This window comes from Herbaspirillum sp. 1130 (assembly GCF_017833835.1).
GTDB classification, from domain to species: Bacteria; Pseudomonadota; Gammaproteobacteria; order Burkholderiales; family Burkholderiaceae_D; genus Herbaspirillum; species Herbaspirillum huttiense.
This window is the reverse complement of record NZ_JAFICQ010000001.1, coordinates 1,131,177-1,156,783: the sequence shown is the minus strand read 5'-3', so window position 1 is coordinate 1,156,783 and position 25,607 is coordinate 1,131,177. Positions and strand designations below refer to the sequence as shown.

Sequence of the window (25,607 nt, the reverse complement as noted above, 5' to 3'; positions counted from 1 at the left end):
ATGCGTGCGCACTTTGATTGGGCCGGGTTCATTGCAGCAACTGGCTGCCGCTGCTGGTACCGCTGGCCGCCGCGATACTGCTGGCCAGCACCGCCGCCGCCGACCTCGTCTCCACCCCCAGCTTCACGAAAATATGTTCCAGGTGCTTGTTGACCGTACGCGGGCTCATGCCGAGGATCTCGGCGATGTCGCGGTTGGTCTTGCCCTTGCCCAGCCAGAGCAGCACGTCGCTTTCGCGCGGCGTCAGGCGTGCGCCTTCCAGAGTGGCCGGCAGGACCATGAGCTCTTCGCCGCGATGCGCCGAGCCGGCGATCTTCTCCTCCAGCACCAGGCTCACGCCATGACCCTGGCCCGGACCGGAGAGGGTGATGTGCAGTTCATCCTGTTGCTGGCGCACGATCAACGGCGGTACGTGATCCAGGCTCTCGCCCTGGCGCTGCCGTACCAGCTGCTCGTTGAGCCAGACCTGCAAGGGCCCGGGCAGCTTGTGACTGGCCGGTGCCGCCGGACCATAGTATTTTTCCAGCCACTGTGAGGCCTTGGTGGTCTGCCACATCGGCAGGCCATTGCCACCCAGCACGATCACCGCATGGGCCGCATGTTCCAGCATGCCGCGCGTCTGCGTCATCATGCGCGCAGTGCGGATATGCGCACCGATGCGCGCCACCACCTCCTGCGGACGGATCGGCTTGGTCACGTAGTCGATGCCGCCGACCTCGAAGCCGCGCACCACGTGCTCGGTCTCCGACAGGCCCGTCATGAACACCACCGGGACATGCGCCACGCGCTTGACCTGCTTGATGCGGCGACAGGTCTCGAAGCCATCGATGCCGGGCATCATCGCATCCAGCAGGATCAGGTCGGGCGTGATGTGATCCAGCCGCTCCAGCGCCGCCAGGCCGTCGGTGGCGACCAGCACGATGTGGCCGCTCTCATCGAGCGCGTCGGACAACATGGCCAGGTTGTCGGGCATGTCATCGACGATCAGTACCACGTGTCTATCGAACGTCGTTGAGATCATGTCGGATCAGCTCCTTGATGCGGGTGACGTATTCGTTCAATCGGAATTGCTTGACCAGCTGCCGCAGCTCGGTGGTGAAGGGCAGGTAGGCCGGCTGCTGGCGCTCCATGGCGTCGAGCTGGCGCAGGATTTCCTTGGCGTAGCCGATGCTGCCCAGTTCCAGCAGGGTGGCCAGCTTCTCTTGCGGTGGCACCAGCATCAGGGCCTGTGGCGCCGCAGATGGCGGTGGCACTTCTGCCGGCACAGCAGGAAGGATGCTCGCCACCCAGTCCAGTTGCAGATGCTGGCGGATCTTGCCCAGCAATTCGTGATACGAGACCGGCTTGACCACGAAGTCATTGACCAGCGGCGGCTCGTTGCGCTCATGCAGGTTCTCGAAGGCATTGGCCGAGACCAGCAGGATGGGCAGCTGCGTGAGCCCGCGTGCGCGAATGGCGCGGGCCACCGTCCAGCCATCCATCTGCGGCATGGCGATGTCCAGCAGGATCAGGTCCGGTACTTCGCGTCCCAGACGCTCCATGCAGACCAGTCCGCTGTCGGCTTCGCTCACCACGAATCCCAGCGGCATGAGCATGTCCCTGAGCAGGCGACGTTGCGAGGCCTGGTCGTCCACCACCAGGATGTGGCGAGAAGGACCGGCGTAGCCCGACATCTGGTCTTCCAGCTTGATGCGCGGGCGCGGGACGTGTACTTCAGGCAGGTAGATCTTGAGATGGAAACTGCTGCCCTGGCCGACCCGGCTCTGCACGCTCAGTTCACCGCCCATGATGTGCACCAGCATGCGGCTGATGGCCAGGCCGAGGCCGGTGCCGATGTCTTCGCGCAGATTGGCGGCGCTGCTGCGCTCGAAGGGCAGGAAGATGCGTTCCAGGTCCTCGTCGGCAATGCCGATGCCGCTGTCGATCACATCGAAATACGCGATCTCGCGGGCGTAGCGCAGCTTGAGCGTGACGCCGCCGTGATCGGTGAATTTCACCGCATTGCCCAGCAGGTTGATGAGGATCTGGCGCAGCCGCTTCTGGTCCGCGTGCACGATCTGCGGCAGGCGTCCGGATTTCTCGAAGCGGAAGTGCAGCCCCTTCTGTTCGGCCTGTGGCGCGAACATGCCGACGATCTGTTCCAGGAAAGCTTCCAGCGCCAGCTCGTCCGAGGCCAGGCGCATCTTGCCGGCTTCGATCTTGGCGATATCGAGCAGGCCATCGATCAGACTCAACAGATGTTCGCCGCTGCGGCGGATGATGGCGATGGCTTCCTTGCGGGCCGGCGGGATGGTGGCATCCACGTGCAGAATCTGGGCATAGCCGAGGATGCTGTTCAGGGGCGTGCGCAATTCGTGGCTCATGCCGGCCACGAAGCGGCTCTTGGCCAGGTTGGCCGATTCGGCGGCTTCCTTGGCGCGCTGCAGTTCGGCATCGGTCTGCTTGTGGGCCTCGATTTCCTGCAGCAGCAGGTTGGTCTGGCGTTCCGATTCCTCCTGGGCCACGGCACGGCTTTCGTTGGTCAGCACCAGCCACCAGGCGCCGACGCCTACCACCACCAGCAACAGGCAGAACAGCTTGATGAAAACACCCCGCAGTGAATCCGGTGCGGACAAGCTCAGCCCGGAAAGATCGGCCATCTGCTGGAAATACAGCATCCACAAAACGATGGCCAGCCCGCCGGCCAGCAGCCCGAAGACACTCAGGTAATGCCCGATACGCGTATTGAGCTTGAGTGCGAAGCGCGCCGGGATCAGCTGGCGCAGCGTATGAAGAATCTGGTTGGGCAGGCGTGCGCGGGGCGTCTTGCAGCGGTCCTTGCAGCGTGCATCGAGTGAACAGCACAGCGAACAGATGGCCCCCTGGTAGGCTGGACAATGCGCCATGTCCGGCGTCTCGAACGCATTGCCACAGATCACGCAATCCAGTACCGAATGCGCCTGTCCGGGCGTGACGGGACGATAGTTCTGCTCGGACAGCGTATCGCGGCGCGCGATGTAGTAGCGGCTGCCGGTGGCCAGCGCGATCAGCGGCGCCGTCACCAGCGCCGTCCCCAATGCGATGAAGGGGGCCATCGCGGCAATGGTCTTGCCCAGCACGCCCGACATGGCCAGCGTGGAGAGCAGGGTGGCAATCACCATCGATCCCACACCCACGGGGTTCACGTCATACAGGTGCGCGCGCTTGAATTCGATGTGCGCCGGGCTCAGGCGCAGCGGCTTGTTGATGACCAGATCGGCCACCACGGCCCCGATCCAGGAGATGGCCACCAGGCTGTAGAGCGCCAGCACGTGTTCCAGTGCATTGAACACCCCAAGCTCCATGAGCAGCACCGCGATCAGCACATTGAACACCAGCCACACCACGCGCCCCGGATGGCTATGCGTGAGGCGCGCAAAGAAATTGGACCAGGCCAGCGAGCCGGCATAGGCATTGGTGACATTGATCTTGATCTGCGACACCACCACGAACAGCACCACCGCCCCCAGCGCAAAGGCCGGATTGCCGAACACGTACTGGTAGCCGATCAGGTACATCTGGGTCGGCTCCACGGCACGCGCCATGGGCACTTCATGCTGGATGGCGAGGAACGCCAGCAGCGTTCCGCCCAGCATCTTGGCCCCGCCCAGCAGGATCCAGCCGGGTCCGGCCAGCAGCAGGGCGCTCCACCAGCGGCCGCGATTGGCGGCGGTCTTCTGCGGCAGGAAGCGCAGGAAGTCCACCTGTTCGCCCACTTGCGCAATGAGCGAGAAGGCCACCGTGGCGGCAGCGCCGAAGAGCGTGAGGTTGAAGGAGCTGCCTTCTTCGGCACGGCCCGCGAAGCTCATCAGGTTCGACAGTGCCTCCGGTTCCTTGTACAGCACGCAGGCATAGGGCAGCACCAGCAGCACCAGCCACAGCGGCTGGGTCCACATCTGCAGGCGATTGATGAGGGTGATGCCGTAGGCCACCATGGGGATGATGATGAGCGAACAGAGCACATAGCCATACACCAGCGGCAGGCCGAAATAGATCTCGATGGCCTGCGCCATGATGGCCGCTTCCAGCGCGAAGAAGATGAAGGTGAAGCTGGCGTAGATCAGCGAGGTAATGGTCGAACCGATGTAGCCGAAGCCGGCGCCGCGCGTGAGCAGGTCCATGTCGACCCCGTAGCGCGCCGCGTAATAGCTGATGGGCAGGCCGGTCGCGAAGAACAGCACCATCACGCAGATGATGGCCCAGAAGGCATTGGTGAAGCCATAGCTCAGGGTGATGGCACCGCTGATGGCTTCCAGCGCCAGGAAGGAGGTGGCCCCCAGCGCCGTGTTGGCCAGGCGAAATTCGGACCAGCGGCGAAAGGACAGCGGCGTGTAGCGCAGCGCGTAGTCTTCCAGCGTCTCGTTGGCGACCCAGGTGTTGTAGTCGCGCCTGACCTTGACGATGCGTTGTGTGGCGGGATGGGTCACGTTGGCTCTTGGTGGGGTCGGGGGTTCCGGTGGCTCATGTCCGTCAGCATTCTGTCAGTGTGCTGCAGCGCAGACGGGCTGCCTGGCTCGTGTTTATGTCCAAGCAATTTTCAAACCATTCGGGGCAAGAGGGCATACGTCAAATGACGTAGATGCCTGTCTGCATGACATGAGAATTCACCAAGAAAAGGCAGCCGGCATGAACGCCGTCGCCGCATCCCGACGCCCTGCACGCAAAGTGCGCACCAACAGCAGGCAAGCCATGATCAAAAGCTGTGCAGGCCGGCAGGCCGCACCAGCAGGGGGCTTACGTCAAACAACGTATTGTTGCGCTGCACCTGCGAACCTATTCTGCGCCTCAGAACGAAGCGCCGGAACCGTGTGATGGACGGGGTTTCCCGAGCTGCGCCACTGCCGGGGCAGTGACTTGTCCGGTCTTCGTTTCACCGCTTGCATGACGCCACGATGGCCCAGACCGAGTCCAACAACAACGCCCGAAAGGAGTACCGCATGTCGCATTCCTCGTCTTCCAATCCTCCCTCGCTCCCGCGCCGCAAGATCCTCATGGGCCTGGCCGCCGGGGCGGCAGCAGCGGCCCTGCCGGGCATGGCCTCGGCCCAGCAGTATCCGACCGCCAAGGTCAACACCACCAAGCTGGCCATCACCGATACCGAAGTCACGGTCGGCCAGCTGCACTCGGCTACCGGCACCATGGCCATCAGCGAAACCGGTTCGATCCAGGCCGAGCGCCTGGCCATCGACCAGATCAATGCCATGGGCGGCATCCTCGGCCGCAAGATCAAGATCATCCAGGAAGACGGAGCCAGCGACTGGCCAACCTTCGCCGAAAAGGCCAAGAAGCTGCTGGAAAACGACCGCGTGGCTGCCGTCTTCGGCTGTTGGACGTCGGCCTCGCGCAAGGCGGTGCTGCCGGTGTTCGAGAAGGACAACGGCCTGCTGTATTACCCGACCTTCTATGAAGGCCTGGAGCAGTCCAAGAACGTGTTCTATACCGGGCAGGAGGCGACGCAACAGGTGCTGGCAGGCCTGAATTGGGTGGCCAAGGAGAAGAAGGCCAAGACCTTCTTCCTGGTTGGCTCGGACTACATCTGGCCGCGGACTTCCAACAAGATCGCCCGCAAGCACATCGAGAACGTGCTCAAGGGGTCGGTGGTGGGCGAGGAATACTACCCGCTGGGCAACACGCAATTCGGTTCGCTCATCAACAAGATCAAGTTGAAAAAGCCCGACGTGATTTTCGCCGACGTGGTCGGTGGCTCCAACGTCGCTTTCTACAAGCAGCTGAAGGCCGCCGGCGTGACCGCCAAGACCCAGAACCTGCTGACCATTTCGGTGACCGAGGATGAAATGCTGGGCATCGGCGGCGAGAACGTGGAAGGCTTCTTCGCCTCGATGAAATATTTCCAGAGCCTGGACAACGCCAACAACAAGAAATTCGTGGCCGAGTTCAAGGCCAAGTTCGGTGCCAATTCGGTCATCGGCGACGTCACCCAAGCCGCCTATCTCGGCCCCTGGCTGTGGAAGGCTGCCGTGGAAAAGGCCGGCAGCTTCGATGTCGACAAGGTGGTGGCCGCTTCGCCCGGCATCGAACTCAAGACCGCGCCCGAAGGCTACGTCAAGGTCCACGAAAACCATCACCTGTGGAGCAAGACCCGCATCGGCGAGGCGCAGAAGGATGGCCAGTTCAAGGTGGTCTACGAGTCCGAACTGATCGAGCCGAATCCCTTCCCCAAGGGCTACCAGTAAGGCGGCCCGGCCGGTGCCGCACCGGCCCTTCGTGCAGCAAAGCGGCGGCGTCTGTAGTGACATGCGGGCGCTGCCGCCCATTTCTCCAATCGGCAACTCTGCCCCGTCGGGAGTCATCATGGTTTCTCTATCCGAATTCGGCGCCATCTTCGCCATGCAGGGCTTCAATGGCCTCTCGGTCTTCTGCGTGCTGCTGCTCATGGCGCTGGGCCTGGCCATCATCTTCGGGCAGATGGGCGTGATCAACATGGCCCACGGTGAATTCCTCACCATCGGTGCCTACATCACCTACCTGCTGTCGCACCTGACCACCACCTATGCGCCGGCCTTGCAGCCCTTCTATTTCTTCGTGGCCATCGTGCTGTCCTTCGCCGTGGCTTATGGCGTGGGTTATCTCACCGAGCTGCTGCTCATCAGCCGCCTCTACAAGCGTCCGCTCGATACGCTGCTGGCGACCTGGGGCCTGTCGCTGGCGATGCAGCAGACCTTCCGTTCCATCTTCGGGGCCAAGGAAGTCAGCGCCACCTTGCCGGACTGGCTCATGGGTTCCTTCAAGCCGACCGATGCCATCGATATCCCCTTGAACGGTCTCTTCATGATGGGCCTCACGGTGCTGCTCACCGGTGCCATCTTCGTATTGCTGTTCCGTTCACGCTGGGGCCTGCAGGTACGGGCCACGATGCAGAACCGCGTCATGAGCGGAGCGGTAGGCATCAATACCCGCAAGGTGGACCGTACCACTTTCGCGCTGGGTTGCGGCGTCGCCGGCGTGGCCGGTGCGGCTTTCACCACCATCGGCTCCACCGGCCCGACCAGCGGATCGCTCTACATCGTCGACACCTTCCTGGTGGTGGTCTTCGGCGGCGCACAAAGCCTGATCGGCACCATCGCTTCGGCCTTCTCGATCGCGCAGACGCAGTCCACGGCGGAATTCTTCCTGACCGGTTCCATGGCCAAGGTGCTGACTTTGTCGGCGGTCATCCTGATCCTGATGCTGCGTCCGCAAGGGCTGTTCTCGGCGAAGGTGCGCAAATGAACGTGAAAGATGGCCACTCCCGATCCAACTACATGAGCGAGGTCCGATGATGAATGCAGCCTATGAAAAACTGCTGGGCGGGCGCTCCGGTGCGCTTGGCCTGCTGGTGATGGCAGCCCTGTTGCTGGTGGTGTTCCCGCTGACGATGGACATGTTCCGTCTCAACCTGGTGGGCAAATACCTGTCCTACGCCTTCGTGGCCGTGGGCCTGGTGCTGTGCTGGGGCTACGGCGGCATCCTCAGCCTGGGGCAGGGCGTGTTCTTCGGACTGGGCGGCTATTGCATGGCCATGTTCCTCAAGCTCGAAGCCTCTGACCCCATCAGCACCAAGATCCAGTCCACGCCGGGCATCCCCGACTTCATGGACTGGAACCAGATCACCGCCTTGCCGGCCATGTGGGAGCCTTTCCATAGTTTTGCCTTCACCATTCTTGCCGTGCTGGTGGTGCCTACCGCGCTGGCCATGCTGATCGGGCTGGCGATGTTCAAGCGCCGCGTGGGGGACGTGTATTTCTCCATCGTCACGCAAGCCATTGCGGCCATCCTGTCCATCCTCATCATCGGCCAGCAGGGGCTGACCGGCGGCGTCAACGGCATCACCGACCTCAAGACTCTGATGGGCTGGGATATCCGCACCGACCACGCCAAGCTGGTGCTGTATTTCGTCAATGCGGGATTGCTGTTCGGCTGCATCCTGTTTGGCCGCTACGTGCTCGGGTCCAAGCTGGGCCGCCTGCTGGTGGCCATGCGCGACAAGGAAGAACGGGTGCGCTTCTCCGGCTATGACGTGGCCAGCTTCAAGGTCTTCGTCTTCTGTGCGGCGGCCATGTTCTCGGCCATCGGCGGGGCCATGTTCACGCTGCAGGTGGGCTTCATGTCGCCGTCCTTCGTCGGGATCGTGCCCTCCATCGAAATGGTGATCTTTGCTGCAGTGGGTGGCCGCATGTCGTTGCTGGGCGCGGTGTACGGAACGCTGCTGGTGAATTTTGGCAAAACCTACTTCTCCGAAACCTTCCCCGAATTGTGGCTGTTCCTGATGGGCGGTCTCTTCATCGCGGTGGTGATGTATTTCCCCAATGGCCTGGCCGGTCTCTGGCAGACCCAGGGCAAGCGCCTGATGGACAAGCTGCGCGGCCCATCCAAGCCGGTAGCCCCCGTTGCTGCAGAAGCCGCCAAGCCGGTTTCCCGAGCATCCACCCCTGAACCCAAGCGCGATGGCATCGAGCCGGGCGCGACTCTGGAGGCCAGCAAATGAGCGAGAACGCCATCGGTTTCGAATCGGACGCCCATCCGGTCCTGGCCATCGAAGACCTGACCGTGTCTTTCGATGGGTTCAAGGCAGTCGACAAGCTCAATCTCTACGTGCAGCGCAATGAGGTGCGCGTGGTGATCGGCCCCAACGGCGCAGGCAAGACCACGGTGCTGGACCTGATCTGCGGCAAGACCCGCGCCACCTCCGGCAGCATCAAGTTCAACAATCACGAACTGACGAAGATGAGCGAGCACGCCATCGTGCGGGTAGGCGTGGGACGCAAGTTCCAGACCCCGTCCATCTACGAGAACCTCTCCGTGTTCGAGAACCTGGAGATGTCCTTCCCGCGTGGCCGCAAGGTGTTCGGCGCGCTGACTTTCAAGCGTTCGCCGGATGTGGTGGCGCGGGTGGAAGCGGTGGCTGCCGAGATCTTCCTGGACGAACAGCTGCATACGCAAGCCGACCTGCTCTCGCACGGCCAGAAGCAGTGGCTGGAGATCGGCATGCTGCTGATGCAGGAGCCGGAGCTCTTGATGCTGGATGAACCGGTGGCCGGCATGAGCGTGTCCGAACGCGAAAAGACGGCCGAGCTGCTGGGCCGCATCAGCCAGGGCCGCTCGGTGGTGGTGATCGAGCACGACATGGATTTCGTCAAGAGCATCGCCCACAAGGTCACCGTGCTGCACCAGGGAAAAATCCTGGCCGAAGGCAGCATGGAGAAGGTGCAGTCCGATCCCAAGGTGATCGACGTCTATCTCGGTCACTGAACTTTCCTCACCCTCGGAGCCTGCCATGTTCAAAGTCTCGCAACTCGCCTCCGGCTACGGCCAGAGCAAGGTCATCCACGATGTCGACCTGTCGGTGGCCAAGGAAGAAATCGTCGCCGTCATGGGCCGCAACGGCATGGGCAAGACCACGCTGTTCAAGACCCTGATGGGCATCCTGCCGCTGCGCGGCGGCAGCATCAGCATCGATGGCGTGGAACTCGGTGGCCTGGAAAGCCACCAGCGCGTCGAGCGCGGCGTGGCCTACGTGCCGCAGGGGCGCATGATCTTTTCGCACATGACGGTGCTGGAAAACATCCAGACCGGCCTGCCCGCATCGGCCAAGGGCAAGGTGCCCGATGAACTGTATTCGCTGTTCCCGGTGCTCTATGACATGCGCACCCGCAAGGGCGGCAACCTGTCCGGCGGACAGCAGCAGCAACTGGCCATTGCGCGCGCACTGGCGACCAACCCGCGCGTGCTGCTGCTGGATGAACCGACCGAAGGGATACAGCCTTCCATCATCAAGGACATCGCCAAAAGCCTCAAGGAAATCCGCAAGATCCGTGCGCTCACCATCGTGGTCTCGGAGCAGGTGCTGAGCTTCACGCTGGAGATTGCGGACCGTTTTCTGGTCATCGACAAGGGCCGCTTTGTCTACGAGGACACGCGCGAGAACGTCGATGCGCCCACCATCAGCAAGTATCTGTCGGTCTGATCCGACCGTCTTTTCAGAGGAGCAAGCCCATGCGACACGGAGACATTTCAGCCAGCCGGGACGCCGTCGGCGTGGCCGTGGTGAACTACAAGATGCCACGCCTGCATACGCGCGGCGAGGTACTGGAGAACGCCAGGAAGATCGCCGCCATGCTGGTCGGCATGAAGCAGGGACTGCCAGGGCTGGACCTGGTGGTGTTTCCCGAGTATTCCACCCACGGCATCATGTATGACCGTGAAGAAATGTTCGAGACCGCCGCCACCATCCCCGGCGACGAAACCGCCATCTTTTCCGAAGCCTGCCGCATCGCCGGCGTGTGGGGCGTCTTTTCGCTCACCGGCGAGCGCCATGAGGAGCATCCGCGCAAGGTGCCTTACAACACCCTCATCCTCATCAACGACCAGGGCGAGATCGTGCAGAAGTACCGCAAGATCATGCCGTGGACGCCCATCGAGGGCTGGTATCCGGGCGATACCACCTACGTCTGCGACGGCCCCAAGGGCTTGAAGATCAGCCTCATCATCTGTGATGACGGCAACTATCCCGAGATCTGGCGCGACTGCGCCATGAAGGGTGCGGAACTGGTGGTGCGCTGCCAGGGCTACATGTATCCGGCCAAGGAACAGCAGATCATGGTCTCCAAGGCCATGGCCTGGATGAACAACCTGTATGTGGCCGTGGCCAATGCATCAGGGTTCGATGGCGTCTATTCCTACTTCGGCCATTCGGCCATCGTCGGTTTCGACGGCCGCACGCTGGGCGAGTGCGGTACCGAAGAGATGGGCATCCAGTATGCCGAACTGTCGGTCTCGGCCATCCGCGATGCACGCCGCAACTGGCAGTCGCAGAACCACCTCTACAAGCTGCTGCATCGCGGCTACACCGGCAAGATCAATTCTGGCGAATCCCCGGCCGGCGTGGCCGAGTGTCCCTTCGACTTTTATCGCACCTGGGTCAACGACCCGGCGGCTGCACGCGCCCAGGTCGAGGCATTGACGCGCAACAGTGCCGGTACGCCCGAATGCCCGATGCCGGGGATTCCCACCGAGCCGGCAGCCTGAGGCCGAAGGCGCAAGGCCTCATCACACATCCACCACCAAGGAGATCGCATGCAACACTTCAAGATCAAGCCCGGCGTCCCGCTGGCAGAGCAGGCTGAACTGGGTCACAACCGCTGGCACCCGGACCTGCCTTTCCTGGCCTCGGTCAAGCCGGGCGAATCCATCCTGATCGAGTCGCTGGACTTCCTCGACGCGCAGATCCAGGACACCGACGACGTCTCCGACGTCAAGAACGTCGATCTCACGCGCGCCCATCCGCTGACCGGTCCCTTCCACGTCGAGGGTGCAGAGCCGGGCGACCTGCTGGTGATCGACCTGCTGGACATCAAGCCGGTCACCCCGGTCGGTTTCTCGGGCGTGTTTGCCAAGGAAAACGGCGGCGGCTTCCTGGCCGATTATTTCCCCGAAGCCGACAAGGCGATCTGGGACCTGAAGGGCTTGTATGCCACCTCGCGCCATATTCCGGGCGTGCGCATCGCAGGCCTGACCCACCCTGGTCTGATGGGTTGTCTGCCGTCCCACGATCTGCTGGCTGAGTGGAATCGCCGGGAAGCGCCGCTGGCCGCCAAGGGTCTGGCGCAACCACCGAACCCCAGCACTGCCGTCTTGCGCGGCCTGACCGGTGCGAAATTCGACGAGATGGCCAAGGTTGCCGCCCGCACCGTGCCGCCGCGCGAGCATGGCGGCAACACCGACATCAAGGACCTGTCGGCAGGCACCCGCATCTTCTTCCCGGTGTACGTGAAGGGCGCGGGTTTCTCGATGGGGGACCTGCACTTCTCGCAGGGTGATGGCGAGATCGGTTTCTGCGGCGCCATCGAGATGGATGGCGTGAGCCACGTCGGCTTCGACCTCATCAAGGGCGGCATGGCCAAGTACAACATCACCTCGCCCATCTTCATGCCCAGCATCGTCAAGCCGCATTACGAGCAGTGGCTGACTTTCGAAGGCATCAGTGTGGAAAACGGCGTGAACTACTACCTCGACGCCACCGTGGCCTATCGCCAGGCCTGCCTGAAGGCCATCGACTACCTGACCCACTTCGGCTACACCGGCAGCCAGGCCTACATGCTGCTGACGGCCGCGCCCGTGGAAGGGCGCATCGGCGGCATCGTCGATATTCCCAACTGCGCCTGCACGGTGGCCTTGCCGACCTCCATCTTCGATCAGGACATCACGCCCAAGGGCATGCTCAACGACAAATCCTATTGGGGCCGCAAGGGCTAGCGATCAACGCAGTGACGTGTGTGTTCCCGGCCGGGCGCAGGCCTGGCCGGTTTTTTTCGTGATAACGGATTGGTGAAGGAGTCCCCATGCCCTTGTATGACATTCGTTGCAGCCATTGCGAAGGCATCTTCGAACGCCTCATTCCCCTTCAGGGATTGCACGGCCAGACTTGCTGTCCCTATTGCAAGGAGGAGACGGCCGCCTCACCCATGCCCACGGGCGGTCATGTCGGCTTGCAGGTCAAGCATCGCTGGCAGCCGCGCAACGGTGCCGAGCAACTGGCCGGGCAGGGGGCGACCGGGCCGGGCACCCATGCAGGGGCAGGCCGCAGCAGCGTGCTGCACAACTGCAAGGGCCACAGCTGCAGCATCTGCGCGACCTGAGGCCGGCCGGATTGCTCCAGTTACTCCAGCATGGCGTCCAGCCCCGCCGCCAGTTCGGTGAGCGAGGGCATGGCACGCTCGGCCTTGTCGGGATCGCGCTTCACCAGCACCGGCATCCAGGCCGGATCCACGCCCAGCCTCTTGCCCACGGCCACCGGATAGGTGGCCAGTGCGGCTTCGTCATCCAGTGACAGCACGGTCACGCGCGCGGCCCACGCGCCCAGGTGTACCCAGGCAGCGGCGCGGTCGAGCCGGCCCGCTGCCAGCGGATCAGGCACCGAGCGCAGTGCCGTGACCAGCGCTTCAGGGAAATTCCAGATCGCCGCCAGTTCGGCCGAGACATCGGCGTAGTGAAAGCCCCAGGCCTGCTTTTCCCGTTCGGCGCGGTCGCCGTCGAGCACGTTGCATTGCTTGTCCAGCGGGGCGACTGTCGCGGCGGCCACCGCATGCAGTTGCAACTGGCCGATGCCATGCATCATGCCGACGGTGAAGACAGCGTCGCCATTGTCTTCGCCGTGGATGCCGGCGTGCATGGACAGCCAGCGCGCTGCCACTGCGGTGTAGAGGGTATGTCGCCAGAACTGCGGCAGCTCCATGCCGCGCGTGCTCTTGAAGGCCGCCACCATGCCATTGCCCAGCACCAGATTGCGCACCATGATGAAACCCAGCATGCGCAGCGCATCGTCGACTGTCCCGATGGTGCGCGAAGCATGGAAGAACGCCGAGTTCGCCAGTCGCAGCAGTTTGGCGGTGAGCGTCGGGTCGGCCGCGATCTGGTGGGCGATATCCTGGGCCGAGACTTCCTCGCTGTTGAAGCTGGTCATCAGCTGCTGCACGACCTTGGGGATGGTCGGCAGCTTGCCGGGCTGGTCTACCAGGCTCTTGAGCTCCATGACAGTTCCTCCATGCAATGGTTTGTGTGGTTTTTGCAGGCAATTCCGGGAATTGCGGTTCCATTGTCGCAGAGTTCGGACGATTTGCTGACGATCCAGGTCAGTATGATGGAAGTCTCACTTGACCGGAGTGCACCCATGGCAAGCCGCAAGACGTCCGACCCGCATCCTCCCGAGCAGCCCGTCACGCCCGCCGGGGCGTGGGGAGATGTACCGAATTATGTGCAGGATTGCGTACAGCGCAGTTTCCTTTTCCTCGATACCTTGCTCGACCGGGGCAATGACTACCTGGAGCATCTGGAGCAGGGCACGCCGCCGCTCCTCAAATTCGAGCACGAACTGGTGCTGGACGGTCACGACCTGCCGCAGCCCTGCAACTACGCCTTGCTGCGCCTGCAACCGCCGCCGGGCCTGCCGGTCGATCCGCAGGCACGACCGGTGGTGGTGGTCGATCCGCGCGCCGGACACGGCCCCGGTATTGGCGGCTTCAAGTTCGATTCGGAAGTGGGCATGGCGATGAAGGCCGGGCATACCGTGTATTTCGTCACTTTCCGGCCCGAGCCCGAGGAGGGCCAGACGCTGGTCACCGTGATGGATGCGGAGGCGCGCTTCCTCGAAGAAGTGATACGCCGCCATCCGCAATGCCCGGCCAAGCCGGTAGTGATCGGCAATTGCCAGGCCGGCTGGGCCATGATGACGCTCGATGCCGTGCGGCCCGAGCTGTTCGGGCCGCTGATGATGGTGGGTGCCCCGGCCTCCTACTGGGCCGGCAGCTCCACGCTCAATCCCATGCGCTACAGCGGCGCCAACCTCGGCGGGACCTGGCTGGCCTCACTGGCTGCCGATCTCGGGGCCGACCGCTTCGATGGCGCCTATCTGGTCGAGAACTTCGAGAAGCTCAATCCGGCCAATACCTTCTGGAGCAAGTATTACAACCTCTGGGCCGGAGTCGATCAGGAGGCAGCGCGTTTCCTGGAATTCGAACGCTGGTGGGGCGGTTTCTTCCGAATGACCGGGGCAGAGATCGAGGCCATCACCGAGAATCTGTTCGTGGGCAACAAGCTGGCGCGCGGAGAGCTGGAGGTCAAGGGCAGGGCAGTCAATCTGCGCGACATCACGGCGCCCATCGTGGTCTTCGCCTCCTGGGGGGACAACATCACGCCGCCGCCGCAGGCGTTGAACTGGATCATCGATGTCTGGGGCGACGAGCGGGCCATCGCCGCCGCCGGCCGCACCATCATCTACGTGCTGCACGAGAGCGTGGGCCATCTGGGCATCTTCGTGGGCGGCTCGGTGGCGCTCAAGGAACACGACCAGCTGGTCAGCTCGCTGGACGTCATCGAGAGCCTGCCACCAGGGCTCTACGAAATGAAGCTGGAACGCAAGGACGGCCGCGCGACCCAGCGCTGGGATGCGCTGGAGCCGGGTGACTACACGGTGCACTACCAGCACCGCACCATGGAAGACCTGCGCAAGCTCAATCCCGAAGGCCGAGAGGAAGAGTCGCTGTTCTCGACCATCAGCCAGTGGTCGCAACTCAATGCGCAGTGGTACAAGACCTGGGTCCGGCCCTGGGTGCGCATGACGGCGACCCGCGACAGCGCCAATGCACTGATGCGCATGAATCCCTTGCGCATGCAGCGGCAACTGTTCTCGGACAAGCACCCGGCCGCCGCCTTCATTCGCCAGCAAGCTGCTGCCGCGCGCACGCACCGGGTACAACTCGACCCCGACCATCCGCTGAAGCAATACGAACGCCGCATGGCGCAGAAGATCACCGACGAGCTCAATGCCTGGCGCGACCAGCGCGATGCCCGCACGGTACGGATGACGCGCCAGCTGTTCGGTCCGACCGGACTGGGTGCCTGGCTGCCGCCGCGCGAGCCGGATGCCGATCTGGCCCAGCGCTGGGCGCAGCAGGAGCTGGGAAGCTACCGTGATACGGTCATTGGCCAGATAGCCGACGGCGGTTTTGCCGAAGCGGTTTGCCGGATCGTCATCGCCGGCATGGTCTCCATCGGTGCGTTCGAACGGCGCAGCCTGCGTCTGGCCAGGCTGCTGGCGCAACTGCCGAACATGCATGCCAGCGTGTCGCCCCAGACCAACTGGGTGCAGTTGCTGAAGGAGCAGGCACGCATTACCGCGGTGGCCCCTGTGGAGGCGCTCAATGCACTCGGGCAGATGCTGCCTGATGCAGCCTCGCGCGAGCGCGCGCTGGCACTGGCAGCGGCGGTGATGATGATCGAACCGACGCTGGCCAATCCGCGCTCGGAAATCATCGAACTGCTGGTTGCAACGCTGGAGGTCGATCCCGATCGCGTGATCGCGCTGGCCCGCAAGCTGACCAAGGCCATCGGTGAAGACGATGATGCGCTGACCTTGCCGTCGTCTGATGAGGAACCGGCGCGACCGGCGGCAGCACCGCGCAAGCGGGCCGCACGCCCGCCTGCGTCCGTGGCCAAGCCGGCCAAGGTGAGTACGCCGCCGAAGCCGGTCAGAAGCGCACCCTCGGCCAAGCCTGCCAGCGCCAAGACCAAGACCTCAGCCAAGACAGCGAAGTCTGCGCCCATCGCCAAAGCCACGGGGACCACCAAGACCACCAGGAGCGGCACACCGGCGCGCACGCGGTCCAAGCGCAGCTGAAACACTCAAGGCCAGGTTCACGTTGCCCTTTGCGGATGGCCTTCATGGTTTGCCGAAAGTCCCGGCGGGCAGGTTCCACATGGCCTGCTCGCTGGTGGACAAGGCCACCGCGCCACCCTCCAGTGCCGCACGCGCATCGTCTGCATTGCAGACGAAGCCCGACGCGACGATGGGCGGAAGCACGGCGCGGTCCGCCGGCTTGAGTTGCGTGAGCATCGGTGCCGGCATCAGTTGCACCAGGTTGGGTTCGCTCTGTTCGAGCGCCTTCAGGCTGCGCGGCCAGGTGGTGCGATCGGTCACGAATACCTTCTGCATGGTGATCATGCCGGCCCGGCTGGCCCGCAGCAGCGTGGCCACCCGCGTTGACACCAGCGACGGTACGCCCAGGGCGACCAGATAATCGATGGCGGCCTTGTCCTGCGCCAGTCCTTCACAGGTATCCACATTGAGCATCAGGAACTTGCCCGCATCCCGGATACGGGTGCTGAGCGCCTGCAACTCACGCAACTCCACGTTGGCAACGATGCCGACTTCAGCGGCGCTGGCGAGAAAGGCTGGCAGGTGCTGTGTTCCATAGACCGCTGCCATGACCGGATGCCGCCTGAGCCTGGCTTGCAGGGAGCGGTCGTCAGGGGAGGCCGGCGCGGCGGCGGCGCGTGCCGGGGAACGAGGGGGAGAGGGAGAGCGCATGCAAGGTTCCAGAGTGAAAAAAGAGAAGCAAGAAAGAAAGGCGAATGGAAAACGCGCGGCTAGCGTGTGTTTTCCTGGCGCACATGGTCCAGCTCGGCACATAGCCGTGCCTGCCACCGGGCACGGCGGCAGGCACGCTCGGCGAAGTCGATGCGTGGCTTGAAGACCGCCTGCAACCGGGTCCGGGCGCAGGCCTGGGGCAAGTCATCCCACAGCAGGCCATGGCTGCCGGCCAGGAAAGCGATGCCGCGCAGGCTGGCGTGCGCACTCTGGTGGGTGCGGCAGGTGGTTACGCCCGACAGGTCGGCTTGCAACTGCAGCAGCAGGTCGCTGCTGGCCAGCGTACCGCCGCTCATGATCCGCGAGACCGGTAGTCCGGCCGTGTCGGCGCTGGCACTGACGCACGCGGTCACCGATTGCGCGATTCCCTCCACCAGCGCATGTGCCACTTCGGCGCGGCCCGTGGCCAGCGACAGCCCCTGCAGGGCTGCTCGCGCTGCGGGTTGGCGTTGCGGTGACTGCATCCCGGCCAGCGCCGGCAGGAAGCTGACGCCGCCGGCCGAACTCACGCTGGCCGCCAGGGCCAGCAGCTGGCGCGCATCCGGAAACCAGCGCAGGCGCTGGCAGGCCCAGGTGAGTGCGGCTCCGGTGGAGGCGGTGTAGCTTTCGAGGGCGAAGTGGGAGACGCCGTTCTGACGCCTGGCGGTGACTACTACGCTGGCCTCGGCGGTGCTGTCGGCGGGGGCGAGTGCAACGCGCGGGCCGACCAGCACGTCGATGAAGCTGCCGGTGCCGTGCTGACACAGCGCCTGGCCGGGTTCCAGGCAACCCTGCCCGATGGCAGCGGCCAGCTGATCTCCGGCGCAGGCGCGAATCGGCAGGGCGGCGCCGAGAACGGCAGCGTCGCTGCGGCCGTAGTCGTCGGCATCCTGGCACAGCGTGGGCAGCAGCCCGGCGGGGAAGCCAAGCGCCTCCAGCCAGTCCAGCGCATAGGCATGCGCGTCCAGTACATAGGCGTTGCAGGCCGTGGCATTGGTCGCGCTGGTAGCCAGCAGGCGGCGGCCGCTCAGTTGCCACAGCAGCCAGGTGTCAATGCCGCCAAAGCCCAGCCGTCCTTGCGCCCAGGCACGCGCCACGCGCGGCTGATGGCGCAGCAGATGGGCCGCCCAGAGGTAGGGCGAGCGGCTGCCGACCGGTCGCCCCAGACGCGGTCGCAGCCGCTGATCCCAGTGCGGTGCCAGTGCCGCCAGTTCGGCCGCGTGCCGGCTGTCCTGCCAGGACAGTGCCGGTGCCAGCGGTTCTCCGCTCACGGTATCCCACACCACGGCGCTGGCGCGCTGGTTGCACAGACCGATGGCGCGCACCCGCAGTCCCTTCTGCCGCGCCTGCTGCAGGCTGGCGCGGCACGCGGCCAGGGTCTGCTGCCAGATCAGCGCCGCATCCTGTTCCACCACGCCGCTGCGTGCGTAGTGCGTGCGCAAGGGGCGTCGGTGCAGGCAGGAGACCAGGCCATCGGCCGTCACGATCGCCGCGCGTGTGCTGGAGCTGCCGGCGTCGATGGCGAGGATCCCGTCACGGCTGTTCATGGCGGCTTCTGTCGACAGGAACGGGCGCACTGCTGGCGGTGGCGTGGCCGCAGCGGTAGGGGCGGGAGTCAATCAAGGCGGCGACATCGTCGATGTCGCGCAAGGGGACTGCGGTGTGCACAGGGCTCTCCTGATGTTGACTGCAAGAGGCCTGCGCACTGCGCGCGTGAAGAGACCATCTTGCAGATGGTCTCTTGTGTGAATTATCTGCCGGGCAATTCTATGAGCCCGGCGACGGGCTTGTCAACGACCGCAAAGGATGGCGCAGCAGCCGGTGCCGCCTGTTTTCAGGGGCGTTCACCCCTTGCCAGCCGCGCCCGGACATGAGCCACGATCTGCGGCAGGTCGGCCACCGAATCGATCACGTAGTGCGCGCCGGCGGCGAGCAGGCGTGTTTCGGCGTGTGTCTTGAGGCGCTCGATTTCCTCGGTCGGCGAGGCGTCCAGTTCGGCTCGCGTGAGCCCCACTTCATTGCCCGAAAGGGAGAGGCCAACGCTCCACATGCCGGCGCGAATACCTTCCTCAATTCCCGGCACCGTATCGTCGACCTTGATGCAACAGGCCACGTCATCGATCTGCAGCGCCAGTACGTTGGCCAGTGCCATGTAGGGGCCCGGACGGCCACCGGCCTCCAGTTCGTCGCCGGCCACCACGTGGTCGGGGCGCAGGCCTTCCTCGGCCGCCATCGGCAGCAGCACATCCAACACCTGGCGCGGATAGCCGGAGCAGGAACCGATTTTGAGACCTTGGCCGCGCAGCCAGGCCAGCACCTGCGCCGCGCCCGCGATGGGCTGCGAATACTGGCCGACCTTGGCGATCTGCATCGGCATGAAGCGGGCATAGATGGCATCGACATCCGCATCGGTGGGCGCCCGGCCGTTCTGCTGCTGCCACTGCGCCGCGATGGCCGTATCGTCCAGCAGCACGCGGATATGCTGCCACTTGGACAGGCCCATGGGGCCGCGTGCCTGTTGCAGGGTGAGGTTGATGCCGAAGCTCTTGAAGGCATCGACGAAGATTTGCGTGGGCGCCAGCGAACCGAAGTCGACCAGTGTACCGGCCCAGTCGAAGATGACGCCTTGCAGGTTGCGCGGACGGGCGAGTGATGGGTGCATGGGTTTTTCCTTGAAAGTGAGTCAGCAGAAGTCAATGGATTGCGGCGATGAAGTTGCGTCCGCGCGGCCCGCACAGCGCTGCCTGCAGGGCCGCTTCCCAGCGGTCTTGCAGGCCATAGTGGGCCGGGTCGGTGGACACGCCCAGCGATTCGAGCAAGCCGGCCAGGCGCGCGACGGCCTGCTCGGTACTGGTGGCATCGAAGATCTGCAGCAACAGGGCGTCGACCGCGCTGTCGCGCCCCATCGCCAGGCGCAGGATGTGTGGCAGCGAGAAGGAACAGGCGATGCCGTGCGGGACACCGCGCTGCAGCGTGATGTCATAGGACAAGGAATGCGCCAGCGCAGTCCGGGTATTGGAAAAGGCCAGGCCGGCCTGGAGCGCAGCCAATGCCATCTGTTCGCGCAGGGCCAGGTCCTCAGGCTCGCGGATGAGTGCCGGCAGCGTGGCCACGATGGCGCGGGCGGCGCTGCTGGCCAGGGTCGAAGAGACCGGGTTGCGATGCACGTTCCAGATCGCCTCCAGCGCATGGGAGAGGGCATCCAGGCCGCTGGCCAGCGTTGCCGGGGCGGGCAGGCTCAGCATCAGGCTGGCATCGATGATGGCTGCCTGCGGCCAGGTCCAGGGGCGATGCAGTGAATACTTGCGCCCGCGCTGCGCATCCCACAGCGTGGCCCAGGGCGTGACTTCGCTGCCGGTGCCGGCCGTGGTGGGGATGGCAATGAGCGACTTCAGATGCGCCGGATCGGGTTCAAAGGGGGTGTCTTCGCGCAGATGCGCGAGCAGTTCGTCGAAGTGGCCCGACGGCGTGGGTGCCAGCATGGCCTTGGCACAATCGATGACGCTGCCGCCCCCGAGGGCGATCAGGCAGGGGACATCGGCGTGGCGCTGCCACAGGCGCTGGTACATGCCGGTCAGCCAGTTCACGTCAGGATTGGGCAGGACGCCGTTGTCGATGCCAACCAGTTGCGGGCCCAGCAGGTCGGCGACCTTCTGTTGCAGCCCCAGGGCAGCGGCCTCGGGAAAGGTGATCAGCAATGCGGGCCGGCCGGCCAGCAGCTGCGGCAATTGTGCGAGGCTGCCGACACCGGCATGGAGATCGACAGGATTATGAAAATGCCACATGGTTTTTTTTCCTCTTGCATCAAAACGGGGAGGGGCGAAGTCAATGGGCATGGCCGTCCTGGATCATGCGCCGCAGCCGGCTCGACAGGGCATCTGCCGCCACCACCATCAAGGTCACCACGACGATGCAGGTGGCCGTGTCCTGGTACTTGAACAGCTTGAGGCTGTTGACCAGTTCAAAGCCCAGTCCGCCGGCGCCGACCATGCCCAGCACAGTGGCCTGGCGCAGGTTGACTTCGAAACGGTAGAGCACGGTGGCGATCCAGGCCGTAGCCACCTGGGGCAGCACCCCGAAGACGATCACCTGCAGGGGCCGGGCTCCGGTGGCACGCAGGGCTTCCAACGGGCCCTGGTCGATTTCCTCGATGCTCTCGGCAAAGAACTTGCCGATCATGCCGACGCCGTGCACGGCCAGCGCCAGCACACCCGGAAAGGGCCCCAGCCCCACTGCCGAGACGAACACCAGCGCGAGGATCAGTTCATTGATGCTGCGCGTGACGTTGAGGCCCTGGCGTACCAGCGCATGCAGGGTGCGGTTGGCATTGAGATTGCGCGCGGCCAGCAAGGCCACCGGTACTGCGCCCAGCACACCCAGCAAGGTTCCCCAGAGGGCGATCTGCAAGGTTTCGACGGCCGGGGCCAGCAGTGACGGCAGCAAGCCCCAGTTGGGCGGGAAGGAGCGCGCCAGGAAGTCGCCGATCTGCGGCAGGCCATTGGCCAATTCGCTCCACGACAGTTGCGTGCCGGCAGCGCTCCAGGCCAGGATCCAGGCCGCCAGCAGCACAATCGCCATGAATCCCAGCCAGCCGCGCAGCGTCGCCGGACGCGGACCGGTCCACAGGTAGCCGCGCGGTCCTGAAGGGGGGGCGGCCGGAGAAGGAAAATTCATGTCAGTGCTCCTGTTGCTGCCTGCACGGCCGATGCCATCAGGGGCAACTCAGCCTCGTTCATGTCGGGCTTTCCGCCGTAGATGGCGTCGAGATGTCGTTCCTTGAGCGTTTCACCGGTACCATCGAAGACCAGGCGTCCCCCGGACAGGCCGATGATGCGGTCGCCGAACTCGCGGGCGTAGTCCACCTGGTGCAGGTTGCAGAGCACGGTAATGCCCAGCTCCCGCGATGCGGCGCGCAGGTAATGCAGCACCAGCCGCGCGGTCTTGGGATCCAGGCTGGCAATGGGCTCGTCGGCCAGGATCACCTGCGGCTGCTGGGCCAGGGCGCGGGCGATGCCGACCCGCTGGCGCTGGCCGCCGGAGAGCGCGTCGGTGCGTTGATGGGCCTTGTGTTCCAATTCCACCCGGCGCAGGCAGTCCAGGGCCAGGGCAATGTCCTGGGGCGAGAACAACTGCAGGATCGACGCCAGGGTGGAAGCCTGACCGAGGCGGCCGGTCAGGGTATTCTTCAGCACCGACAGGCGCGGCACCACGTTGTGATGCTGGAAGATCATCGCCACCTGGCGCCGCAACTGGCGTACCTGGCGGGCGCGGGTGTCGGTGGCATCGTAGCCGGCCACCCGGAGTTCTCCCGAGCTGGGCTGGACCAGGCCGTTCAGGCAGCGCAGCAGGGTCGATTTGCCGGCCCCGGACGGGCCCAGCACTACGAGGAACTGGCCGGCCGGCACGTCCAGGTCGATCCCGCGCAATACGGCATGGCTGCCGTATTGCTTGGCGAGGCCGCGGATGTGGATCATTTCATGGCCTTCAGGTCCAGGTTCAGGATCTTGGCGGTCTCGCGCACCACGTCGTAAGCACCGTCGGTAGTGGGCACGAAACCGTTGAGGACGCCCTGGTCACCCCATTTCACGTCCTTGATGTTGGCGAAGGCGGCGGCGATCTTCTGCTTCAGGGCCGGGTCCAGATCCTTGCGCCAGACCATGGGCGACTCGGGAATGTCCGGCGAGGTCCACACCACGTTCAGTTCCGATTGCTGCACCACACCCTTGGCAACGGCCGCGGCCAGGATGCGGTCGGCCACGGCGGCGGCGTCGACCTTCTTGTTGGCCACGGCCAGGATGCTGGCGTCGTGCGAGCCCGAGAAGATCACCCGCGAAAAATACTTGTTGGGATCGATGTTGAGTTTCTGCAGGCCGGCGCTGGGGAACAGGTGCCCGGAAGCCGACGAGGGGTCAACAAATGCCATGGTGCGGCCCTTCAACTGTTCCAGACTCTGCAGCCCGCTCTCCTTGCGGGTGATGATGAGGCTCTTGTAGAAGCTGCGGCCGCTCTTCTTGGTCTCGGCCACGGCGAAGGCTTCCACGTTGGCCACCGAACTGGCCAGTACGTAGGAGAAGGGGCCGAGATAAGCCACATCCAGCTTGCGCGAGCGCAGTGCCTCGATGATGCCGTTGTAGTCGGTGGCGATGAAGGGCTTGACCGGTATGCCCAGTTGCTGCTGCAGGCTGTCGATGACGGCCTTGCTGTTTTCCAGCATGGCCTGCGAATCTTCGGCCGGGATCAGGCCGACAGTCAGTGGCGGTACTGCGGCTGCAGGCCCGGCCAGCAAGACAGAGGCGAGGGCGCCCAGGCACAGGGTGAAGAAGCTGCGTCGCTGCATGATTGCATCCTTGTTGAGGGCGTCCCGGGGACGGGACGCGATGAGCGGGGTGCCAAAGGACCGATGGTTCGGCTTAGGCGCTCGTCAGGAGCCGTTGCGGTTGATGCGGCGCCGACAGGACAGAAGCTTAAAGAGACATTGTGACGCCCCTGTTATCGATATAATCGTGAAAATCGAATAAATCTATTGATAGGATCTATAGATGACCCCTTCACAATTGCGCGCTTTCCTGGCCGTCGCACGCCATCGTGGTTTTTCGGCCGCTGCCCGGGCGCTGGGCGTGAGCCAGCCCACGCTGACCACCCAGGTGCAATCGCTGGAGCGTGAGCACAACGTGGAACTGTTCTTCCGGCGCGGGCGACGTGTCGATCTTTCTGAAACCGCCCAGCGCCTGCTGCCGATCGCGCAGAACATCGCCGAGCTGGAGCTCGATGCCCTGAACCTGCTGGTCAATTCGGGCGCGCTGCACGTGGGCCATCTGCGCATCGGCGCGGTCGGCCCTTTTCACGTGATCGAGATGGTCGATGCCTATCGCGCCCGTTATCCGCAGGTGGAGCTGTCGATCAAACTGGGCAACTCCGCGCAATCCCTGGCTGACCTGGAAAACTACGTGACCGACGTGGCGGTGCTGGCCAGTTTCACCGACGACGCGCGCTTTCATGCGCTGCCCTACGCGGACCATGCGGTGGTGCTGTTCGCCCACCGCAGTCATCCTTTCTACCAGCGCGAAGCGGTCTCACTGGCCGAGCTGGACCAGCAGCCTATGCTGATGCGCGAGCAGGGATCCACCACCCGCTTGGCGCTGGAAAAAGCCATGCAGCAGGCCGGTGCAAGCCCACGGATCGTGATGGAAATCGGCAGCCGTGAAGCCTTGCGCGAAGCAGTCGCGCGGGGGCTGGGCCTGGGGGCGGTTTCCGAGGCAGAATTCATTGCGGATGAACGTTTCCGCATGGTGCGCATTGAGGGCGATCCTGTCAGCACCCACACCTATGTCTATTGCCTGGCCGAACGCAGGGAAGGGCGGCTGGTCGGCTCCTTCATGAAGATCGCCCAGCGCAACGCTGGCAACTGAGGCAGCTGGCACTTTGGCTTATCATTACGGACTGTTCATTTCTGACCAGGAAGCCCTACCGTGATCAAGCATATCGTCATGTGGAAACTGAAGGACCATGCAGAAGGGGCCGACAAGGCCACCAACCTGCTCAAGATGAAGGCCCTGCTGGACAGCTGTGCCAACGTGGTGCCCGGCATCCTGAAGTTCGAAGCCGTGCTGGCCCAGCCGGGCCTGGAAGCGACCTACGATGTAGTGCTCTATTCCGAATTTGCCTCGCGCGAAGCGCTGGACGCCTATCAGGAGCATCCGGACCACGTGGCCATCAAGCCCTTCATCGGTGCCGTGCGCGAAGCGCGCCAGTGTATGGATTACGAAATTTGAGGCCGGCATGAGTCTGTCCGTTACTGACATCTTCCCGCAGGGGAATCCGTATCTGGAAGCACTGGGCGTGGAGGTGCTGGAATACGGCAATGACCGTGCCGTCATGGCGCTGAAGCTCAAGCCCGAGTTCATGAACAGCTGGCATGTGGCCCAGGGTGGCATCAGCATGACCTTGCTGGACGTTGCCATGGGCCTGTCAGCTCGCGCCGGCGCTCCCGATGCCAAATCCTCCGCCACCGTCGAGATGAGCACCAGTTTCCTGCAGCCGGCCGGGCACGCCGGGGACACCATCATCGCGCGTGGCCACACTTATCACCGCTCCACCACCATGTGCTTCTGCCAGGCCGAACTGTTCAACGGCGATCGCCTGGTGGCCAAGGCCATGGGCACCTTCAAGCTGATTCGCCGCCTGGATATCTCGCGCAAGCTGGATCAGGAGTGAGCGGAGCACGCTGTTCTTTTTTTTTGCAGGAAGTCCACCATGAAAATCACCACCGGCAGCTGGGAGCAGCTGCGTGCGCAGGCCCAGCCGATTCGCTTCGAGGTCTTTGTCGATGAACAGAAGGTACCCGCCGAGATCGAGCTCGATGAGATGGACCCGCATTGCGTACACGCCGTGGCCTATGACGATGCGGGCCAGCCGCTGGCGACCGGCCGCTTGCTGCCGGACGGGCACATCGGCCGCATGGCCGTGCGCAAGGCCGGGCGCGGCCAAGGCGTGGGCGGCGCCGTATTGCAGGCCTTGATTGCTGCGGCTCGTGCACGTGGCGACGCCGAAGTCATCCTCAATGCCCAGCTGCATGCCGAGGGCTTCTATCAGCGCCATGGTTTCGCCCGCGAGGGTGAGCAATTCATGGAAGCCGGCATCCCCCACATCACCATGCGCGCGCGACTGCAAGGGGCGGCCGCTTGATCGT

Annotated in this window: 24 protein-coding genes; 13 read left to right on the top strand and 11 right to left on the bottom strand. The window is 64.1% G+C overall.

Features of this window, described 5'->3' with window-relative positions; all coding sequences use genetic code 11:
- Nucleotides 1–28: 28 nt before the first annotated feature.
- Together JOD78_RS05020 and JOD78_RS05015 are read right to left on the bottom strand one after the other, a co-directional pair.
- Entirely contained in the window at nt 29–1,021 is a 993-nt protein-coding gene (locus tag JOD78_RS05020; RefSeq protein WP_209566721.1) for a response regulator transcription factor, read from the bottom strand.
- A complete protein-coding gene (locus JOD78_RS05015; RefSeq protein ID WP_209566719.1) occupies nt 999–4,445 on the bottom strand; it encodes an ATP-binding protein in 3,447 nt (1,148 codons plus the stop codon). Before JOD78_RS05015 ends, JOD78_RS05020 begins: the two co-directional genes overlap by 23 nt.
- 510 nt (nt 4,446–4,955) lie before the next feature.
- Between JOD78_RS05015 and urtA the strand changes: the two genes are divergently transcribed.
- The 8 genes from urtA (at nt 4,956) to JOD78_RS04975 (ending at nt 12,653) form a co-directional block, all read left to right on the top strand.
- Complete coding sequence (gene urtA / locus JOD78_RS05010) at nt 4,956–6,212, top strand: urea ABC transporter substrate-binding protein (protein WP_039788032.1); 1,257 nt, start codon at nt 4,956–4,958, stop codon at nt 6,210–6,212.
- 118 nt (nt 6,213–6,330) lie between these two features.
- The gene (gene urtB / locus JOD78_RS05005) at nt 6,331–7,248 is read left to right on the top strand and encodes an urea ABC transporter permease subunit UrtB (RefSeq protein WP_039787923.1); all 918 of its coding nucleotides are present in this window, start codon (nt 6,331–6,333) and stop codon (nt 7,246–7,248) included.
- A 49-nt stretch (nt 7,249–7,297) separates the two neighbouring features.
- Nucleotides 7,298–8,503 (top strand): urea ABC transporter permease subunit UrtC, encoded by a 1,206-nt coding sequence (gene urtC / locus JOD78_RS05000; protein WP_209567623.1) that lies wholly within the window; start codon nt 7,298–7,300, stop codon nt 8,501–8,503.
- Entirely contained in the window at nt 8,500–9,267 is a 768-nt protein-coding gene (gene urtD, locus JOD78_RS04995) for an urea ABC transporter ATP-binding protein UrtD (protein ID WP_034332310.1), read from the top strand. The genes urtC and urtD overlap by 4 nt, the downstream gene beginning before the upstream one ends.
- A 25-nt stretch (nt 9,268–9,292) precedes the next feature.
- Nucleotides 9,293–9,982, top strand: coding sequence for an urea ABC transporter ATP-binding subunit UrtE (urtE, locus tag JOD78_RS04990; RefSeq protein ID WP_034332312.1), 690 nt, complete (start codon nt 9,293–9,295; stop codon nt 9,980–9,982).
- A gap of 29 nt (nt 9,983–10,011) precedes the next feature.
- Nucleotides 10,012–11,043, top strand: coding sequence for an aliphatic amidase (locus tag JOD78_RS04985; RefSeq protein WP_121041526.1), 1,032 nt, complete (start codon nt 10,012–10,014; stop codon nt 11,041–11,043).
- A gap of 48 nt (nt 11,044–11,091) precedes the next feature.
- Nucleotides 11,092–12,270 carry a formamidase gene (gene fmdA, locus JOD78_RS04980; RefSeq protein WP_013234603.1) on the top strand — a complete coding sequence of 393 codons (1,179 nt, stop codon included), beginning with the start codon at nt 11,092–11,094 and terminating at the stop codon, nt 12,268–12,270.
- Between the two features lie 86 nt (nt 12,271–12,356).
- Nucleotides 12,357–12,653 carry a zinc ribbon domain-containing protein gene (locus JOD78_RS04975; RefSeq protein ID WP_034333572.1) on the top strand — a complete coding sequence of 99 codons (297 nt, stop codon included), beginning with the start codon at nt 12,357–12,359 and terminating at the stop codon, nt 12,651–12,653.
- A gap of 20 nt (nt 12,654–12,673) precedes the next feature.
- Here JOD78_RS04975 and JOD78_RS04970 read toward each other — a convergent pair whose 3' ends face one another.
- The gene (locus JOD78_RS04970) at nt 12,674–13,546 is read right to left on the bottom strand and encodes an HDOD domain-containing protein (protein WP_121041521.1); all 873 of its coding nucleotides are present in this window, start codon (nt 13,544–13,546) and stop codon (nt 12,674–12,676) included.
- Between the two features lie 138 nt (nt 13,547–13,684).
- Between JOD78_RS04970 and JOD78_RS04965 the strand changes: the two genes are divergently transcribed.
- A complete protein-coding gene (locus JOD78_RS04965; RefSeq protein WP_209566717.1) occupies nt 13,685–16,189 on the top strand; it encodes a DUF3141 domain-containing protein in 2,505 nt (834 codons plus the stop codon).
- A gap of 42 nt (nt 16,190–16,231) precedes the next feature.
- Here JOD78_RS04965 and JOD78_RS04960 read toward each other — a convergent pair whose 3' ends face one another.
- The 8 genes from JOD78_RS04960 to phnD form a co-directional block, all read right to left on the bottom strand.
- A complete protein-coding gene (locus JOD78_RS04960; protein WP_134135816.1) occupies nt 16,232–16,777 on the bottom strand; it encodes a glycerol-3-phosphate responsive antiterminator in 546 nt (181 codons plus the stop codon).
- Between the two features lie 161 nt (nt 16,778–16,938).
- Entirely contained in the window at nt 16,939–18,465 is a 1,527-nt protein-coding gene (locus JOD78_RS04955) for an FGGY family carbohydrate kinase (RefSeq protein WP_209566715.1), read from the bottom strand.
- Nucleotides 18,452–18,586: a hypothetical protein gene (locus JOD78_RS28195; RefSeq protein WP_256497630.1), complete on the bottom strand. Its 135-nt coding sequence runs from the start codon at nt 18,584–18,586 to the stop codon at nt 18,452–18,454. Before JOD78_RS28195 ends, JOD78_RS04955 begins: the two co-directional genes overlap by 14 nt.
- A 166-nt stretch (nt 18,587–18,752) precedes the next feature.
- Complete coding sequence (phnX, locus tag JOD78_RS04950) at nt 18,753–19,580, bottom strand: phosphonoacetaldehyde hydrolase (RefSeq protein WP_204726529.1); 828 nt, start codon at nt 19,578–19,580, stop codon at nt 18,753–18,755.
- A 31-nt stretch (nt 19,581–19,611) separates the two neighbouring features.
- A complete protein-coding gene (gene psrA, locus JOD78_RS04945) occupies nt 19,612–20,703 on the bottom strand; it encodes an iron-containing alcohol dehydrogenase PsrA (protein ID WP_121041512.1) in 1,092 nt (363 codons plus the stop codon).
- A gap of 40 nt (nt 20,704–20,743) precedes the next feature.
- Entirely contained in the window at nt 20,744–21,592 is an 849-nt protein-coding gene (gene phnE / locus JOD78_RS04940; protein WP_209566713.1) for a phosphonate ABC transporter, permease protein PhnE, read from the bottom strand.
- A complete protein-coding gene (gene phnC / locus JOD78_RS04935) occupies nt 21,589–22,392 on the bottom strand; it encodes a phosphonate ABC transporter ATP-binding protein (protein ID WP_209566711.1) in 804 nt (267 codons plus the stop codon). Before phnC ends, phnE begins: the two co-directional genes overlap by 4 nt.
- The gene (phnD, locus tag JOD78_RS04930; protein ID WP_209566710.1) at nt 22,389–23,255 is read right to left on the bottom strand and encodes a phosphonate ABC transporter substrate-binding protein; all 867 of its coding nucleotides are present in this window, start codon (nt 23,253–23,255) and stop codon (nt 22,389–22,391) included. The genes phnC and phnD overlap by 4 nt, the downstream gene beginning before the upstream one ends.
- Before the next feature lie 202 nt (nt 23,256–23,457).
- Between phnD and JOD78_RS04925 the strand changes: the two genes are divergently transcribed.
- The 4 genes from JOD78_RS04925 to JOD78_RS04910 are packed head-to-tail and all read left to right on the top strand — an operon-like array spanning nt 23,458 to nt 25,603.
- A complete protein-coding gene (locus JOD78_RS04925; protein ID WP_204726524.1) occupies nt 23,458–24,327 on the top strand; it encodes a LysR substrate-binding domain-containing protein in 870 nt (289 codons plus the stop codon).
- Between the two features lie 60 nt (nt 24,328–24,387).
- On the top strand, nt 24,388–24,690 hold the full coding sequence (locus tag JOD78_RS04920; protein WP_088753589.1) for a Dabb family protein: 303 nt from the start codon (nt 24,388–24,390) through the stop codon (nt 24,688–24,690).
- Nucleotides 24,691–24,697: 7 nt separating this feature from the next.
- Nucleotides 24,698–25,132, top strand: coding sequence for a PaaI family thioesterase (locus JOD78_RS04915; protein ID WP_039787905.1), 435 nt, complete (start codon nt 24,698–24,700; stop codon nt 25,130–25,132).
- A gap of 39 nt (nt 25,133–25,171) precedes the next feature.
- Complete coding sequence (locus JOD78_RS04910; protein WP_209566708.1) at nt 25,172–25,603, top strand: GNAT family N-acetyltransferase; 432 nt, start codon at nt 25,172–25,174, stop codon at nt 25,601–25,603.
- Nucleotides 25,604–25,607: the final 4 nt, after the last annotated feature.

Coding starts and splice junctions, on each gene's coding strand:
- JOD78_RS05020 (WP_209566721.1), bottom strand. CDS start 1,021: ATGATCTCAACGACGTTCGATAGACACGTGGTACTGATCGTCGATGAC.
- urtA (WP_039788032.1), top strand. CDS start 4,956: ATGTCGCATTCCTCGTCTTCCAATCCTCCCTCGCTCCCGCGCCGCAAG.
- urtB (WP_039787923.1), top strand. CDS start 6,331: ATGGTTTCTCTATCCGAATTCGGCGCCATCTTCGCCATGCAGGGCTTC.
- urtC (WP_209567623.1), top strand. CDS start 7,298: ATGAATGCAGCCTATGAAAAACTGCTGGGCGGGCGCTCCGGTGCGCTT.
- urtD (WP_034332310.1), top strand. CDS start 8,500: ATGAGCGAGAACGCCATCGGTTTCGAATCGGACGCCCATCCGGTCCTG.
- urtE (WP_034332312.1), top strand. CDS start 9,293: ATGTTCAAAGTCTCGCAACTCGCCTCCGGCTACGGCCAGAGCAAGGTC.
- JOD78_RS04985 (WP_121041526.1), top strand. CDS start 10,012: ATGCGACACGGAGACATTTCAGCCAGCCGGGACGCCGTCGGCGTGGCC.
- fmdA (WP_013234603.1), top strand. CDS start 11,092: ATGCAACACTTCAAGATCAAGCCCGGCGTCCCGCTGGCAGAGCAGGCT.
- JOD78_RS04975 (WP_034333572.1), top strand. CDS start 12,357: ATGCCCTTGTATGACATTCGTTGCAGCCATTGCGAAGGCATCTTCGAA.
- JOD78_RS04970 (WP_121041521.1), bottom strand. CDS start 13,546: ATGGAGCTCAAGAGCCTGGTAGACCAGCCCGGCAAGCTGCCGACCATC.
- JOD78_RS04965 (WP_209566717.1), top strand. CDS start 13,685: ATGGCAAGCCGCAAGACGTCCGACCCGCATCCTCCCGAGCAGCCCGTC.
- JOD78_RS04960 (WP_134135816.1), bottom strand. CDS start 16,777: ATGGCAGCGGTCTATGGAACACAGCACCTGCCAGCCTTTCTCGCCAGC.
- JOD78_RS04955 (WP_209566715.1), bottom strand. CDS start 18,465: ATGAACAGCCGTGACGGGATCCTCGCCATCGACGCCGGCAGCTCCAGC.
- phnX (WP_204726529.1), bottom strand. CDS start 19,580: ATGCACCCATCACTCGCCCGTCCGCGCAACCTGCAAGGCGTCATCTTC.
- psrA (WP_121041512.1), bottom strand. CDS start 20,703: ATGTGGCATTTTCATAATCCTGTCGATCTCCATGCCGGTGTCGGCAGC.
- phnE (WP_209566713.1), bottom strand. CDS start 21,592: ATGAATTTTCCTTCTCCGGCCGCCCCCCCTTCAGGACCGCGCGGCTAC.
- phnC (WP_209566711.1), bottom strand. CDS start 22,392: ATGATCCACATCCGCGGCCTCGCCAAGCAATACGGCAGCCATGCCGTA.
- phnD (WP_209566710.1), bottom strand. CDS start 23,255: ATGCAGCGACGCAGCTTCTTCACCCTGTGCCTGGGCGCCCTCGCCTCT.
- JOD78_RS04925 (WP_204726524.1), top strand. CDS start 23,458: ATGACCCCTTCACAATTGCGCGCTTTCCTGGCCGTCGCACGCCATCGT.
- JOD78_RS04915 (WP_039787905.1), top strand. CDS start 24,698: ATGAGTCTGTCCGTTACTGACATCTTCCCGCAGGGGAATCCGTATCTG.
- JOD78_RS04910 (WP_209566708.1), top strand. CDS start 25,172: ATGAAAATCACCACCGGCAGCTGGGAGCAGCTGCGTGCGCAGGCCCAG.